At 30.4% G+C, this 14,998-nt stretch carries 13 protein-coding genes; 10 read left to right on the forward strand and 3 right to left on the reverse strand.

Going from position 1 to position 14,998, the window contains the following annotated elements:
- Positions 1 to 93: 93 nt before the first annotated feature.
- Positions 94 to 1,131, reverse strand: a complete 1,038-nt coding sequence (locus tag ACNI3D_RS16660; RefSeq protein WP_419767776.1) for a hypothetical protein — start codon at positions 1,129 to 1,131, stop codon at positions 94 to 96.
- Between the two features lie 137 nt (positions 1,132 to 1,268).
- Positions 1,269 to 2,498 carry a BaiN/RdsA family NAD(P)/FAD-dependent oxidoreductase gene (locus tag ACNI3D_RS16665; protein ID WP_419767777.1) on the reverse strand — a complete coding sequence of 410 codons (1,230 nt, stop codon included), beginning with the start codon at positions 2,496 to 2,498 and terminating at the stop codon, positions 1,269 to 1,271.
- Positions 2,499 to 2,761: 263 nt separating this feature from the next.
- Between ACNI3D_RS16665 and ACNI3D_RS16670 the strand changes: the two genes are divergently transcribed.
- From ACNI3D_RS16670 to ACNI3D_RS16680, 3 genes are read left to right on the forward strand one after another with little or no spacing between them, the layout of a single operon-like run.
- On the forward strand, positions 2,762 to 3,928 hold the full coding sequence (locus ACNI3D_RS16670; protein ID WP_419767778.1) for an efflux RND transporter periplasmic adaptor subunit: 1,167 nt from the start codon (positions 2,762 to 2,764) through the stop codon (positions 3,926 to 3,928).
- Complete coding sequence (locus ACNI3D_RS16675; RefSeq protein WP_419767779.1) at positions 3,928 to 7,056, forward strand: efflux RND transporter permease subunit; 3,129 nt, start codon at positions 3,928 to 3,930, stop codon at positions 7,054 to 7,056. Before ACNI3D_RS16670 ends, ACNI3D_RS16675 begins: the two co-directional genes overlap by 1 nt.
- Positions 7,053 to 8,477, forward strand: a complete 1,425-nt coding sequence (locus ACNI3D_RS16680) for an efflux transporter outer membrane subunit (protein ID WP_419767780.1) — start codon at positions 7,053 to 7,055, stop codon at positions 8,475 to 8,477. The genes ACNI3D_RS16675 and ACNI3D_RS16680 overlap by 4 nt, the downstream gene beginning before the upstream one ends.
- Here ACNI3D_RS16680 and ACNI3D_RS16685 read toward each other — a convergent pair whose 3' ends face one another.
- Entirely contained in the window at positions 8,478 to 8,801 is a 324-nt protein-coding gene (locus ACNI3D_RS16685; RefSeq protein WP_419767781.1) for a cupin domain-containing protein, read from the reverse strand.
- A gap of 210 nt (positions 8,802 to 9,011) precedes the next feature.
- Between ACNI3D_RS16685 and ACNI3D_RS16690 the strand changes: the two genes are divergently transcribed.
- From ACNI3D_RS16690 to cysN, 7 genes are read left to right on the forward strand one after another with little or no spacing between them, the layout of a single operon-like run.
- The gene (locus ACNI3D_RS16690; RefSeq protein WP_419767782.1) at positions 9,012 to 10,280 is read left to right on the forward strand and encodes an O-acetylhomoserine aminocarboxypropyltransferase/cysteine synthase family protein; all 1,269 of its coding nucleotides are present in this window, start codon (positions 9,012 to 9,014) and stop codon (positions 10,278 to 10,280) included.
- A 10-nt stretch (positions 10,281 to 10,290) separates the two neighbouring features.
- Positions 10,291 to 10,704 carry an RrF2 family transcriptional regulator gene (locus tag ACNI3D_RS16695; RefSeq protein ID WP_129101509.1) on the forward strand — a complete coding sequence of 138 codons (414 nt, stop codon included), beginning with the start codon at positions 10,291 to 10,293 and terminating at the stop codon, positions 10,702 to 10,704.
- Positions 10,705 to 10,713: 9 nt separating this feature from the next.
- The gene (gene cysK / locus ACNI3D_RS16700) at positions 10,714 to 11,643 is read left to right on the forward strand and encodes a cysteine synthase A (RefSeq protein ID WP_129101508.1); all 930 of its coding nucleotides are present in this window, start codon (positions 10,714 to 10,716) and stop codon (positions 11,641 to 11,643) included.
- A 14-nt stretch (positions 11,644 to 11,657) separates the two neighbouring features.
- A complete protein-coding gene (locus tag ACNI3D_RS16705) occupies positions 11,658 to 11,882 on the forward strand; it encodes a DUF2061 domain-containing protein (protein WP_129101507.1) in 225 nt (74 codons plus the stop codon).
- Between the two features lie 8 nt (positions 11,883 to 11,890).
- Positions 11,891 to 12,592, forward strand: coding sequence for a phosphoadenylyl-sulfate reductase (locus tag ACNI3D_RS16710; RefSeq protein WP_419767783.1), 702 nt, complete (start codon positions 11,891 to 11,893; stop codon positions 12,590 to 12,592).
- A gap of 21 nt (positions 12,593 to 12,613) precedes the next feature.
- On the forward strand, positions 12,614 to 13,525 hold the full coding sequence (gene cysD, locus ACNI3D_RS16715) for a sulfate adenylyltransferase subunit CysD (protein ID WP_419767784.1): 912 nt from the start codon (positions 12,614 to 12,616) through the stop codon (positions 13,523 to 13,525).
- Position 13,526: 1 nt separating this feature from the next.
- Positions 13,527 to 14,987 (forward strand): sulfate adenylyltransferase subunit CysN, encoded by a 1,461-nt coding sequence (gene cysN / locus ACNI3D_RS16720; RefSeq protein ID WP_375725048.1) that lies wholly within the window; start codon positions 13,527 to 13,529, stop codon positions 14,985 to 14,987.
- Positions 14,988 to 14,998: the final 11 nt, after the last annotated feature.

The following is a 14,998-nucleotide window of genomic DNA, read 5'->3' on the forward strand; positions in this document are numbered from 1 at the left end:
TAGCACTTTTCTCTCCTCAAACAGTTTCGGCTTTTTCCGCTTAAAAAAGCAAAGCACTCGGCTTTAACAAAGGCTGGATTTTCCTTGTTTTTCTTATTTTTCCTTAGTTAAATTAATTTTCTCTTCCCATCTTTTTTCAATTTCTTCAAATAAATCTTTATAATAATCAATCAATGGTCTTTCTTCATTTATTTTTAATATTTTTAAAATACATTGTCTTACATATTCATACAATTCTAAAAGTTTTTCAATTAACTCCATTTCAGATAAATATTCATCTCCATGTACTATAGAATTTCGCACTGCAATAAAATACTTTTTAAATTCTTTTTGATTCTCATTCTCTTTAAACTTATAAAGAATTTTATCATGTTGTGCTAAATCAGACGCCAAAAGTTTTGCCAATTTATTTATATCCTTATAAAGATGTCTAGATGACTTAAACATCGCCTCAATCGCTATCATTAAAATTGCAAAAGTTTGTTCATTATTTAAAAAAGTTTTTGCAAGTATATGATAATCAATTGCTTGTTTTAAAATTCTTGAATATTGACTATTTTCTTTTTCATATAAATTGTATAATATATAAAAAGTTGTATCAAAGTGGTCTAATTCAGACTTTTTTATATATGTATTTCCACCAACAAAAGGTGAAAAGCTATATGGCTCTTGATGTGGTGTATGAATATCTAATCCATTTTCAATAGAACTGCTTCCTGAATAAGTATTAAAATAACTTTTTTGATAAAAACTTCTATTTATATATCTATGATAAACAATCCCATCTTTTAATAATAAATGAAATGTTGATAAAATAATATTCAATAATTTTAAATCCCTATTCTCTGCTTTTTTAAAAAAATCTACAACTAAAAATACTTTGCAATCATCTTGTATCAATTTTTCATCAAGCATAATAGCCTTATAAAAACTATCGAATAATTTAGTATCTCTACTCTCAAATATTTTTTCAAATTCTTCTAATGATATAAAAAAACCCATATCATTTTCTGAATAAATTTTTAATGATATTTCAATTATTGTATCTTCTATTTCTATTTTATGGTTAAACTCATCTAAATAATAAATATTATAAATCGGTATAATATACCTATCTCTTAATTTTTTCATGACTTTCCTTTAATATCATCAAAAAAATAACTAATTTTATTCAAGTTCAAGGCAGATAGAATTTTTTGGGCGGAGCATACTAGAAGTATGTGACAACTAAAAAATTCGTATCGAACGCAGAAATTGGATGAAAGTAGTTATTTTTTAGCAAGGCTGATGCCTGCTAAATAACCACTTGCCCATGCGAAATGTAGATTATATCCACCCCTATTGCCCACTATATCTAAAACCTCTCCTGCTAAATACAACCCTTCTACTTTCTTACTTTCAAAAGTCTTATTATCCACCTCATCTGTTCTCACTCCTCCACCACTTGCTTCTGCGTGTTTGAAGCCTTGTGTGTCTGTGATTTTGAATCTCCAGTTTGTGAGAGTATTTATTAGACTTCTTATTTGTTTGGCGTTTATGTCTTTTGCTTTTGTCTCTTTATCTATGTCGTTTATTTGACATATTACTGGAGAGAGCTTATTTGATACTATTCCTGTTAGTAGTAAAACTGCATTTGAGTTTGGTAAGGTTTTAAATAGATTTTCTATTTGTCCTAAAAGTTCATTTCGGCTTATATTTGGGAAAAGATTTATTGAAACTTGAACATCTTGGTAAAGGCTTAGCGGATATACTGCATGTTGTGAAATATCTAGAATAGCAAAACCTGATAAACCGTATTTTGTAAAAAGTACATCACCGTATATTTCACACTCTTTTTTTCCATCAAGATATAAAGATACATTTGCCTCTTTTTTTACCCCTTGTATTCTTGAAGCTTGTTCAAAATCTGTATGAAGTCCTACAAGTGAGGGGTAAGTTAGGTTATATGTGTGTCCGAAATTTTGGGCGATATTCATACCCTCTTCTGTGGCATTTAGTTGGGGTGCTGCTCCTAGCCCTGAGCTTATAAGTACTTTGTCATAATCTTTAAACTCATTGTGTGTACTTTTTACTATAAATTTATTTGCTTGTTTTTTTATGTCAATTACTTTTGTCTCTAGGATTAGGTTTATTCCTAGATTTTCAAGTTCATTTTCTAATAGGTTTACTACTGATTTTGCTTCATTTGATAGTGGATATACTTTGTTCGTCTCTTTTATATCTAGTAACAAGCCAATACTTTTACAAAACTTTTCAAAGGCTTTATAGTCAAACTCTTTTAAGGCATATCTTGTAAACTCTGGTTTTTCACCTATGAAGTTTTCTACTCTTGCTTGGGTATTTGAGATATTACATCTTCCATTTCCACTTGCCAGTATTTTTTTACCTATTGCGTTATTGTTATCAAAGAGGTCTATTTTTATATTTTTATTTAATCTTTTAGCAGTGATAGCAGATATTATTCCTGCTGCCCCTGCTCCTATTATTGCTATTTTCAAAGTATGCCTTTATCTTTATGCTTTGGATTATACACTTTTTATGTTTTGATTTTATTCAAGCAAAGAGCATAGTTCTTACAAAGTCTTTCTTATATACAAAGTGGAGTTATTTGTATTTCTTTTAAAATAAGAATAAGCTACCATTTTAAAGCCCTTTACTTATTTCGTAATTATATGCATTGTAATTAAGTTTACTTTTTGTTAATATAATATTAATAATATATGCTAATATATAAGCCCATATAAAGTGAAGGAATAAACCATTGAATAATTATAAAACAAGAAATTACTTATTTATTAGTGTACTTACATTAGTCATTATTTTTAATGGATGTACAGAACAAAATGAAAAGAAATCACCTACTAAAAGAGTAACAGAAGTTGGAACTTATATAATAAATGAAAAAGAAATTACACTACAAAAAGAACTTCCAGGAAGAACGGTTATTGCTTTAAACTCAGAAATTCGTCCTCAAATTGATGGAATAATTGAGCATCAACTATTTAAAGAAGGTTCAACTGTAAAAAAAGGTGATGTTTTATATAAAGTAGTTTCATCAAGTTATAAAGCAACATATAATCAAACAAAAGCAGCATATGAAAATGTCTTAGCAAATGTTAAAGCAGCAAAACTAAAAGATGAAAGATACGAAGACTTATTGAAAATTGATGGTGTTTCAAAACAAGATTATGAAGATGCACATGTTGCATATTTACAAGCATTAGCAAGCGTTGAAGAGAAAAAAGCTGCAATGCAAAGTGCTAAAATTGATTTAGAATATACACAAATAAAATCTCCTATTTCTGGACATATTGGTATATCAACGGTAACAGAGGGTGCTCTTGTTACAGCACAACAAACAACTGCCTTAGCTACTGTTAGATCACTTGATCCTATTTATGTTGATTTTACTCAATCAAGTGTCCAAATGCTAAATTTACGAAAACTTTTAAAACAAAAAGATATAAAAGCAGCAAGTGAAACAGTAAGTTTAAAACTTGAAGATGGCTCAATATATGAGAATCAAGGAAAATTTAAACTGCAAGAATTGACAGTAGATGAAGCAACTGGTTCTGTTACTCTAAGAGCACAATTTCCAAATCCTAAAAATATATTATTACCAGGAATGTATGTAAATATTATAGTTAACGAAGCTATTAATACAAAAGCTATTTTAGTACCGCAACAAGGTGTAACTTTTGATCCAAAAGGAAATGCTACAGCAATGGTAGTAAATAAAAATAATAAAGTTGAACAAAAGAAAATAGTAATTGATAGAGCGATTAAAGATTATTGGTTAATAAAAGATGGATTTAATGTAGGTGATCATTTGATTGTTGAAGGTTTAAATAAAATCAAAGTCGGTGATGAAGTTAAAGATATAGATTTATCATCAAAATTTATATTTAATAGTTCTAAAATAATCTAATGGGAGCTTTTTTTATAAATAGACCCATCTTTGCTTGGGTTATTTCAATCGTAATAATGTTAGGAGGATTAGGTTCTATTTTCAATTTACCTGTTGCCCAATATCCCGATATTGCTCCACCTACAATTAGAATCGCTACTACATATACAGGTGCTTCTGCCCAAACTGTTGAAAATAGTGTTACTCAATTATTAGAACAACAATTAACAGGATTAGATGGTTTATTATATTTTTCCTCTTCAAGTGATTCGTCAGGAAAAGTATCTATAAATGTATCTTTTGAACAAGGAACAGACCCAGATACTGCGCAAGTTCAAGTTCAAAATAAAATTTCTCAAGTAACAACTAGATTACCCAATGCTGTTCAAGAACAAGGGGTTAATGTTACAAAATCGCAAACAGATTACTTAATGATTGCTGCACTATATGATGAAACAGACAAAGCAACAGCTTCTGATATTTCTGATTATTTAGTAAGTAACATACAAGATACTGTTGCAAGAGTAGAAGGAGTTGGGAGTATTAGAGTTTTTGGTTCTCAATATGCTATGCGTATTTGGTTGGACCCTTCAAAACTTTTATCATACAAACTTATGCCCTCAGACATAGCAACAGCTATTAAAACTCAAAATGTTCAGGTTTCAGCAGGAGATATTGGAGCAATGCCTACCTTGCCTAACCAACAATTAAATGCAACTGTAACTGCTGAATCAAAATTACAAACTCCCAAACAATTTAAAAATATCATTATAAAGCATGATACAAATGGTGCTTTAGTTCGTCTTTCTGATGTAGCAAGGGTAGAAATAGGAAATGAAATATACAAAAACATTACAAGATTAAATGGACATCCTGCATCAGGACTTGCTGTTATGCTATCATCAGGAGCAAATGCACTTAATACTGCAAAAAGAGTTCGAGAGGTACTTACTTCATTACAACATAATATGCCAGATGGTTATAAAATTGCTTATCCAGTTGATAGCACTAAATTTATTAGTATCTCTATAAATGAAGTTGTAAAGACTTTAATAGAAGCAATAATACTTGTAGTTCTTGTAGTTTTTCTCTTTTTACAAAGTTGGAGAGCTACTATTATACCAGCAATCGCTGTTCCTGTTGTACTTTTAGGTACATTTGGGGTTCTTCAAATTTTTGGGTATTCAATAAATACTTTGACAATGTTTGGAATGGTTTTATCCATTGGGTTACTTGTTGATGATGCTATTGTTGTAATTGAAAATGTTGAGAGAATCATGAGAGAAAAAGGTGCTTCTGCCCATGATGCTACAGTTGAATCAATGAAAGAAGTAAGTACTGTATTAATAGGTATTGCTGTTGTTCTTTCTGCTGTATTCTTACCTATGGCATTTTTTAGTGGTTCAACGGGTGTTATTTATCGACAATTTTCTATTACAATAGTCTCTTCTATGATTTTATCAGTTATTGTTGCTTTAACTTTGACACCAGCTTTATGTGCTTCATTGTTAAATTCAAATCATTTAGATAAAGATACAGGTTTTTTCCATTGGTTTAATAATACTTTTGAATCCATTACTAAAAAATATGAAAAAAGAGTTTTTAATGTATTAATAAAACCAAAAAGATGGATGTTTTTATATCTAATAATTATAGTAGCAATGTCGTATTTAACATATAAACTTCCTACTAGCTTTTTACCCTTAGAGGATCAAGGTAAAGTAATGGCTCAAATTTCATTACCAGAAGGTGCTTCAATAAAAAGAACTGATGAAATAGCAAAAAAAGTAGAAGATTATTTTTTGAATAAAGAAAAAGATAATGTAGAATCTATTTTTACTATCTCAGGATTTAACTTTAGTGGAAGTGGTCAAAATGCAGGGATGGCTTTTCTTTCTTTAAAAGATTGGGATGAAAGAAAAGATAGTGCAGGTACAATAGTAAATCGTACCAATCGAGAACTATCGACAACTAGAGATGCTAGCATCTTTGCTTTAAATCCTCCTTCAATAAGAGGATTAGGGAATACCAATGGTTTTACTTTTCAACTTCAAGCAAGTGCGGGGACAAATAGAGAGACATTAAAACAAATGAGAGATACTTTATTAGATAATGCTGCAAAAGATACTCTTCTAACTAGAGTTAGATTAGGAAGTATGTCTGAAACTCCACAACTACACATTAACATCGATCATGAAAAAGCAGTTTCTTTGGGGCTTAATTTATCAGATATTAATTCCACTTTAAATGCAGCATGGGCAGGAAGTTATGTAAATGACTTTATTGATAGAGGTCGAGTGAAAAAAGTATACATCCAAGGTGATGCAGCCTTTCGTTCTGCCCCAGATGATCTTTACAAATGGTATATAAGAAGTAATGATAATGAAAGTATGACTCCTTTTTCAACTTTTGCAACAACAAAATGGACTTATGGACCTGAGAGTTTATCAAGATATAATGGTTTAGCTTCTTATGAGATACAAGGGTCAGGTTCGCAAGGAGTAAGTTCAGGAATTGCTATGGAAGAGATGTCAAAATTAGCTAAAGAACTTCCTAAAGGTTCTAGTTTTTCTTGGAGTGGGTTATCTTATCAAGAGTACCTTTCAAGTGGGCAAAGTGCACTTTTATATTCAATATCTATTTTAGTTGTTTTCTTATGCCTTGCCGCACTTTATGAGAGTTGGTCTATTCCTTTTTCTGTTTTATTAGTTATTCCATTAGGAATAATTGGGGCTGTTACAATTACCTCTATTAGAGGATTAGATAATGATGTTTATTTTCAAGTTGCCCTACTAACTGTAATTGGATTATCCTCTAAAAATGCAATTTTGATTGTAGAGTTTGTGGAAGTTGCATATAAAGAGGGGCGTTCATTAATAGATGCAGCAGTAGAAGGGGCAAGATTAAGATTTAGACCTATTTTAATGACATCATTAGCCTTTGTTGTTGGAGTTTTACCACTTGCTGTTTCAACTGGTGCTGGTGCAAATAGTAGAATAGCAATAGGAACAGGAATTGTAGGAGGAACTCTTAGCGCTACAATTCTTGGAGTATTTATGATTCCATTATTTTATGTTTTAATAAGTTCAATATTTAGAAGAAATAAAAAAGCAAATGCAAAAACAATTGAAAAAGGAGAAAATCAATGAAAATAAATAAACTAATCCATATATTTATCTCTTTTTCTTTATCATTTTTTCTTAGTGCTTGTAGTTTAATAGACTCAAATTATAAACAACCAATAGCTCCTGTACCAGTAAATTGGCCTAAAGGTGAAGCATATAAAGAGCAAATAAATCCAAATATAAATAAAGCCCTTGTATGGGAAAATATGATTTTAGATGAAAAGCTTAAAAAAGTTATTAAAATAGCACTTAGCCAAAATCGTTCAATAAAAGAATCAATAGCAAATATAGAATCTGCAAGAGCCACATATAAAGTACAACATGCAGGAGAATTTCCATCAATTGATGCAGGAGTTTCTGGTACTAAAGCTCGTTCATTAAATAGTTCAAACTCTAACAAAGATACATCAAGTATCTCTGAAAATTATAAAGCAACTGTTGGTTTAAGCTCATATGAACTAGACTTTTTTGGAAAAGCAAGAAATTTATCTAAGGCAGATTTTCAAAAGTATTTATCTGTACAAGAAGCTCAAAAAGTTACTAGAATAACTACTATTGCAGAAGTAACAAATGCTTGGTTAACCTTAGCTGCTGACAAAAGCTTACTAGATTTTGCAAAAGAGACTTTAAATAGTAGTAAAAAAAGTTTGGACATTGTACAACAAAGAGTTAAATTAGGTGTAGATTCAAAAGTTACTCTTTATAATGTTCAAACAGTTTATTACCAAGCACTAGCAGACATTGAAAAATATAAAACTCAAGTTGCACAAGACTTAAATGCACTTAATTTATTAGTAGGTGAAAATGTAAAAGAAGAGTTATTGCCCTCTTCTTTAGATGAGAAAAAAGAGTATTTAGCAACTATTCCAGTTGGTTTATCTTCTGATGTTTTATTAAATCGTCCAGATATATTACAAGCTGAACATGATTTAAAAGCTGCAAATGCAAATATTAGTGTTGCAAGAGCTGCTTACTTTCCTTCTATTTCTATTACTACAAGTGCTGGAATTGCTAGTAGTGCTTTAAATAATCTTTTCACAGGAGGAGCTGCTTCTATTTGGTCTTTTGTTCCAAGTATCTCTTTACCAATTTTTGATTGGGGTTCAAAAGGGGCTTCTTTGGATTATGCTAAGTCCCAAAGAAATATGTACATAGCCAAATATGAATTTGCTATTCAAACTGCTTTTAAAGAAGTTGCAGATGCCCTTGCTAGATTTGGAACAATAGAAAATCAATTAAATGCACAAAAAAACCTAGTAGATGCATCTAAAAATAGCTTTTTTCTTTCACAGAAACGATATAAATCAGGAATTGATACTTATTTAAATGCCTTAAGCTCACAAAGAAATTTATATAATGTAGAACAAAACTTAATATCTTTGCGTTTAACTAAAATCAATAATCGTGTAACTTTATATAGAGTTTTAGCAAATGATGATAAATAATTAATTATTATAAAAAATAGCTAGCCAAATTGTGGGCTGGCTTGTCGAAGTATATTTTATTCTATGTTTTTCCCTTGCTTTTATATCTAAGAAATTACCTTTTTTTAATTCAACTTCTCTTTTATCTTCAAACTCAAGAATAGCATCACCTTCTAAAACTAATATAAACTCATTTTCATCTTGCTCATACCAAAAGTTATCTTCACTTTTTTGTCCATTTGAAACAATTCTTTCAACTCTAACACTTTTTTCTCTTAATAAAGTGATATATTCTTCATTATTTTTATCAACAATAACTTTATCAAATATATTTTTTTTCTTCATTTTCTCTCTTTTAATAATTCTTATAAAAATAGTCAAGATTATTTTTATATAAAAATCAAATATTTTAGATTATAAAAAGCCTATATAATAGATTTTTATAAGATTTTACATACCTAAGTGTATTAATCACTATTAAATTACTTGACATTAAATGAAAAATATATTACAATTTCACTATAGATTTAATATGATATACAAAAAGGAATAAATATGCAACAAGATACTATTGCAGTCCATGCAGGTTATAATAAAAAAGAGGGATGGGGAACAATGAATGTTCCTATTGCTCAAACTACTGCTTTTGCATTTAGAGATGCAGAGCATGCAGCTAATTTATTTGCCCTTAAAGAGTTAGGGTCTATTTATACAAGACTTACAAATCCTACTACTGATGTATTAGAACAAAGATTTGCACAACTTGAAGGAGGAGCTGCTGCTTTATGTGTAGCTTCAGGGCAAAGTTCAATCTTTTATGCTATTGCAAATGTGGCAAGTGCAGGAGATAATATCATCATCTCTGACAAATTATATGGTGGGGCAGTTACTCTTTTAACTCATACTCTTAAAAGATTTGGTATAGAAGCTAGAGTATTTAGAGTAGCTGATGCTTCTAATTTAGAAGAACAAATTGATGATAAAACAAAAGCAATCTTTTTTGAATCATTATCTAATCCACAAATAGCTGTTGCAGATGTTGAAGGAATAGTTTCTATTGCTAAAAGAAAAGGTGTTTTAACTGTTTGTGATAATACAGTTGCAAGTGCTGCTTTATTTAATCCAATCAAATGGGGAGTTGATATAGTAGTTCATTCAACATCAAAATATACAAATGGACAAGGTAGTGCTATTGGTGGGATTATTGTTGAAAGAGATGGTTTATCAGAATTTTTCAAAGAAAATTCTTCAAGATATCCAGAATTTAATGAGCCAGACCCATCATACCATGGTTTAGTTTATGTGGATGTTCCTCTTCCAAACTTTTGTTTAAGAGCAAGATTATCATTACTTAGAGATTTTGGAGCAGCACAATCTCCACATAACTCTTGGATATTACTACAAACTTTAGAGACTCTAAGTTTAAGAATGGATAAACACTCAAGTAGTACTTTAGAAGTTGCAAAATTCTTAGAATCACATCCAAAAGTTAAATCAGTAAACTATCCAGGGTTAGAATCAAATGCTGATTATAAAAAAGCACAAAAATATTTCAAAGATGGAAAATCATCTGGACTATTATCTTTTGAAGCACAATCTTATGAAGATGCTAAAAAAATAATTGATAGTGCAAAACTATTTTCAGTTGTGGTAAATATTGGTGATTCTAAATCATTAATTGTACATCCAGCTTCTACAACTCATTCACAAATGAATGAAGAAGAGTTGATAAAAGCAGGTGTTAATCCTTCAACTGTTAGGCTTTCGATTGGATTAGAAGATCCAATTGATTTAATTGAAGATTTAACTCAAGCGTTAAATTAAAGATGAGATTATGGCTTTAATCTCCTCAAAAGGTGTGTATGGACTTGCTGCCATGCATGAATTGTTACAAAATGAAGAGAACAAACCAATGCAAAGTAGAGAGATATCAGCAAGAGCTGATATTCCTCAAAGTTATTTAGAACAACTTCTAGGAAAACTTAAACATGCTGGTTTGGTTTTAAGTACAAGAGGTTCAAAAGGTGGCTACATGTTAGCTAAAGATCCAAAAGATATACTTATCAAGGATATTATTATTGCTTTAGAAGATGATATAAAAATCATTGATTCAAAAAGTAATAACCCTATTTTGAATATATTTTTTGACGAAACAAAAGAAAAAACAAAAAAACTATTTAACTTGTCGCTGAAAGATTTAACACAGTATCAAGATAAATATAATCAATACTTACACTACAATATTTAGGAGAAAATTATGAAATATGCAAATGATGTAACAGAATTAATTGGAAATACGCCTTTAGTAAAATTAAAAAAAGCAAGCGTAAATGGAACAACAGTTTTAGGTAAATGTGAATTTATGAATCCAACTCACTCAGTAAAAGATAGAATTGGATTTAATATGGTTAATGAAGCGATTAAAGCTGGGAAAATAACAGAAGGAACAACTGTAATTGAACCAACAAGTGGAAATACTGGTATTGCTTTAGCATCTGTTTGTGCAGCAAAAGGTATCAAACTAATTCTTACTATGCCTTCAAGCATGAGTATTGAAAGAAGAAAACTTTTAAAAGCCCTTGGAGCTCAAATTGTATTAACTGAGCCTGAAAAAGGTATGAAAGGTGCAGTTGAGAAAGCTAATGAATTAAGTGAATCACTTGATAATTCAATTGTATTACAACAATTTGCAAATGAAGCAAATCCAGATATTCATAGAAAAACTACAGCATTAGAAATTTTAAAAGATACAGAAGATAAAGTTGATGTTTTAGTTATTGCAATTGGTACAGGAGGAAGTATTACAGGTATTTCAGAAGTTGTAAAAGCAAAAAATCCAAATGTAAAAGTAATAGCTGTTGAACCTACTGATTCTCCAGTACTTTCAGGTGGAAATCCTGGTCCTCATAAAATTCAAGGTATTGGTGCTGGATTTGTTCCTGCTGTATTAAATACAAAAATTTATGATGAAATTATCACTGTATCAAATGATGATGCGATGGAAACTGCTAGAAACTTAGCAAAAGATGAGGGATTATTAGTAGGTATTAGTGCAGGAGCTAATGTATTTGCTTCAACTGCTCTTGCTCAAAGAGAAGAGAATAAAGGTAAAACAATAGTTACTATTCTTTGTGATACAGGGGAAAGATATTTAAGTACTCCATTATATCAATTAGATGATGAATAGGATTAAATAAAAAGATGGCAGAAAAGGCTTATAGATCTATTGTTAAAACTATTTCGTGGAGAACAGTAGGAACTCTAGATACCATGATTATCTCATATTTTATTACAGGCGACCTTGTTATGGCCGCCTCTATAGGTTCTATTGAAGTTTTTACAAAAATGATTCTATATTATTTTCACGAAAGAGCTTGGAATAAAATCTCTTTTGGGAAAGTAAAAGAGCCAGATTATCAGATTTAGGAAAGAAAATGATAGATGTAGTAGAAGAATTAAACAAAAAATTAGAAGATAGTAGCGCAGAAGAGATTTTAAAATTTTTTATGAATGAATACAAAAATGAAGTAGCATTATCTTCTAGTTTTGGCGCAGAAGACCAAGTTTTAACTCATATGATGTTAGAACATGATAAAAGTGCAAATATATTTACACTGGATACAGGAAGACTTCCATATGAAACATATAATGTTATGGATAGTACAAATTTAAAATATAATATAAAAGTAAATGTTTTTTTTCCTAACAATGAAAATGTAGAAGAGCTTTATAAAAGTCATGGAATAAATGGTTTTTATGAATCTATAGATAATAGAAAATCATGCTGTAATATAAGAAAAATTGAACCACTTAAAAGAGCATTGAAGCCATTAAAAGTTTGGATTACAGGTTTAAGAGCATCACAAAGTGTTACAAGAGTTGAGATGCCATTAGTTGAATGGGATGATAATTTTCAAGTAATAAAAGTAAACCCTCTAATATCTTGGAGCGAAGAAGATGTATGGAAATTTATAAAAGAAAACAAAGTTCCATACAATAAACTTCATGACCAAGGCTATCCAAGTATTGGATGTGCACCATGTACAAGGGCTGTAAAAGAAGGTGAAGATATTAGAAGTGGAAGATGGTGGTGGGAAAACCCAGAACATAAAGAGTGTGGATTACACGCAAAATAAAAAAATAAAAAAGAGAAAAAGATGATTAGTGAAGAAAGACTTACACATTTAAAGCAACTAGAAGCTGAATCAATTCATATCATGAGAGAAGTTATAGCAGAGTTTCAAAATCCTGCAATGCTTTACTCTGTAGGAAAAGATTCTTCTGTAATGTTACACATTTTACAAAAAGCTTTTTATCCTGCACCTCCACCACTTCCCTTGGTACATGTTGATACAACATGGAAGTTTAAAGAGATGATAGAATTCAGAGATAGACGGGCAAAAGAGGTTGGAATGGAACTTATTGTTTACTCTAATCCAAAAGGTTTAGAGATGGATATTTCACCTTTTAAACACGGTTCGGCAGTGCACACTGATATTATGAAAACAGAAGGTCTAAAAAATATGCTTAATATCCAAAAATTTGATGCAGTTTTTGGAGGAGCTAGAAGAGATGAAGAAAAATCTCGGGCAAAAGAGAGAATCTACTCATTTAGAGATGAGAATCATAGATGGGATCCAAAAAATCAAAGACCAGAACTTTGGAATGTGTATAATGGAAGACATACAAAAGGTGAATCTATTAGAGTTTTTCCTATATCAAACTGGACAGAACTTGATGTTTGGCAATATATCTATTTAGAAGGAATTCCTATTCCTGATTTATACTTCTCAAAAGAAAGGGAAGTAGTAGAATATATGGGTACAAAAATCATGGTTGATGATGATAGAATGCCTGAAGAATTACGAAAAACTGCTAAAAAAGAGATGGTTAGATTTAGAACACTTGGTTGTTATCCTTTAACAGGTGCAGTTAATAGTGAAGCAACAACATTGCCTGAGATTATTCAAGAGATGTTAGTTTGTACAACAAGTGAGCGACAAGGAAGACTTATAGATAGTGATGGTGAAGCATCAATGGAGAAGAAAAAACAAGAGGGGTATTTTTAAGATGGCACACCAATCAGATTTAATAGCTGAAAATATTGAACAATATTTAAAAGAGCATGAAAACAAAGAGATACTAAGATTTATAACATGCGGTTCAGTTGATGATGGGAAGAGTACTCTAATTGGAAGATTACTTTATGATTCAAAAATGATTTTTGAAGATCAGTTAGCTGCGATTGAAAAAGATAGTAAAAAGAGCGGAACTACAGGTGATAAGATTGACTTAGCACTTTTAGTTGATGGTCTTGCAAGTGAACGAGAACAAGGTATTACTATTGATGTTGCTTATAGATTTTTCTCAACTGAAAAAAGAAAGTTTATCATAGCAGATACTCCAGGACATGAACAATACACAAGAAATATGGCAACAGGAGCTAGTACTGCAGATGTAGCTATTATCCTAATTGATGCAAGATCTGGTGTGTTAACACAAACAAAAAGACACTCTTATATAGCTTCTCTTCTTGGGATTAAAAACCTCATTGTTGCAATCAATAAAATGGACTTAGTTGATTTTAGCTCGGATAGATTTGAAGAGATTAAAAAAGATTATTCACAAATTATTCATAATCTTCCTCATTATGAAGATATTAATTTTGAATATATTCCAATCTCTGCACTTGATGGAGATAATATTCTTACAAATTCACCAAAATGTTCTTGGTATGAGGGTCTGCCTCTTATGCAATTACTAGATACTATTGATATTCATAAAACTGAGAATCATGACTTTAGATTACCTGTTCAGTATGTTTCAAGACCACATTTAAACTTTAGAGGATTTTCTGGGACTATTGCAAGTGGGAAAATTAGTGTAGGTGATGAGATTACTGTATTACCATCAAGAAAAACTTCTGTTGTAAAATCAATTGTTTCAAATGAGATTAAAGATTTAAGACCTATTGGAAAAGATGAAACAGTTGAGACTATACAAACAGCATTTGCTCCAATGGCTACAACGATTACATTAAAAGATGAAATAGATATCAGTCGTGGAGATATGATTGTAAAATCAAGCTCTATTCCTCAAGTATCAAATAAACTTGAAGTGATGGTTGTTTGGATGGATGAGAAAAAGCTTGAACTCAATAGTAATTATATTATTAAAAGAGCAACTTCTGTTATAAATGGTGCCTTTAAATCAATAGAGTATAAAAAGGATATTAATACTTTTGATGAAGTTAAAGCAAATCAATTAGAGTTAAATGATATCGCAAAATGTACACTATCAATAGACAGACAAATTGCAGTTGATCCATATAATGAAAACAGATATACAGGAAGTTTTATTATCATCGATAGATATTCAAATACAACAGTTGGAGCTGGGATGATTGTATCTTCAGTTATGAATGAAGCTACAAATAAAGAAGAGAAGATAAGAGACTATACAAAAGCAGAAGTTGAGCTTAATGCATATATTAGAAATAATTACCCAGAATGGGGATGTAAAGAAATTTAATGGGACATTTT

It is taken from the genome of Arcobacter siniprincipis (SeqCode) (assembly GCF_048571125.1).
In the GTDB taxonomy this organism is placed as follows: domain Bacteria; phylum Campylobacterota; class Campylobacteria; order Campylobacterales; family Arcobacteraceae; genus Arcobacter; species Arcobacter siniprincipis.

Bases quoted from the DNA above. Each gene is read 5' to 3' on its own strand.
- ACNI3D_RS16660 (WP_419767776.1), bottom strand. From the start codon at position 1,131: ATGAAAAAATTAAGAGATAGGTATATTATACCGATTTATAATATTTAT.
- ACNI3D_RS16675 (WP_419767779.1), top strand. From the start codon at position 3,928: ATGGGAGCTTTTTTTATAAATAGACCCATCTTTGCTTGGGTTATTTCA.
- ACNI3D_RS16680 (WP_419767780.1), top strand. From the start codon at position 7,053: ATGAAAATAAATAAACTAATCCATATATTTATCTCTTTTTCTTTATCA.
- ACNI3D_RS16685 (WP_419767781.1), bottom strand. From the start codon at position 8,801: ATGAAGAAAAAAAATATATTTGATAAAGTTATTGTTGATAAAAATAAT.
- ACNI3D_RS16690 (WP_419767782.1), top strand. From the start codon at position 9,012: ATGCAACAAGATACTATTGCAGTCCATGCAGGTTATAATAAAAAAGAG.
- ACNI3D_RS16695 (WP_129101509.1), top strand. From the start codon at position 10,291: ATGGCTTTAATCTCCTCAAAAGGTGTGTATGGACTTGCTGCCATGCAT.
- cysK (WP_129101508.1), top strand. From the start codon at position 10,714: ATGAAATATGCAAATGATGTAACAGAATTAATTGGAAATACGCCTTTA.
- ACNI3D_RS16705 (WP_129101507.1), top strand. From the start codon at position 11,658: ATGGCAGAAAAGGCTTATAGATCTATTGTTAAAACTATTTCGTGGAGA.
- ACNI3D_RS16710 (WP_419767783.1), top strand. From the start codon at position 11,891: ATGATAGATGTAGTAGAAGAATTAAACAAAAAATTAGAAGATAGTAGC.
- cysD (WP_419767784.1), top strand. From the start codon at position 12,614: ATGATTAGTGAAGAAAGACTTACACATTTAAAGCAACTAGAAGCTGAA.
- cysN (WP_375725048.1), top strand. From the start codon at position 13,527: ATGGCACACCAATCAGATTTAATAGCTGAAAATATTGAACAATATTTA.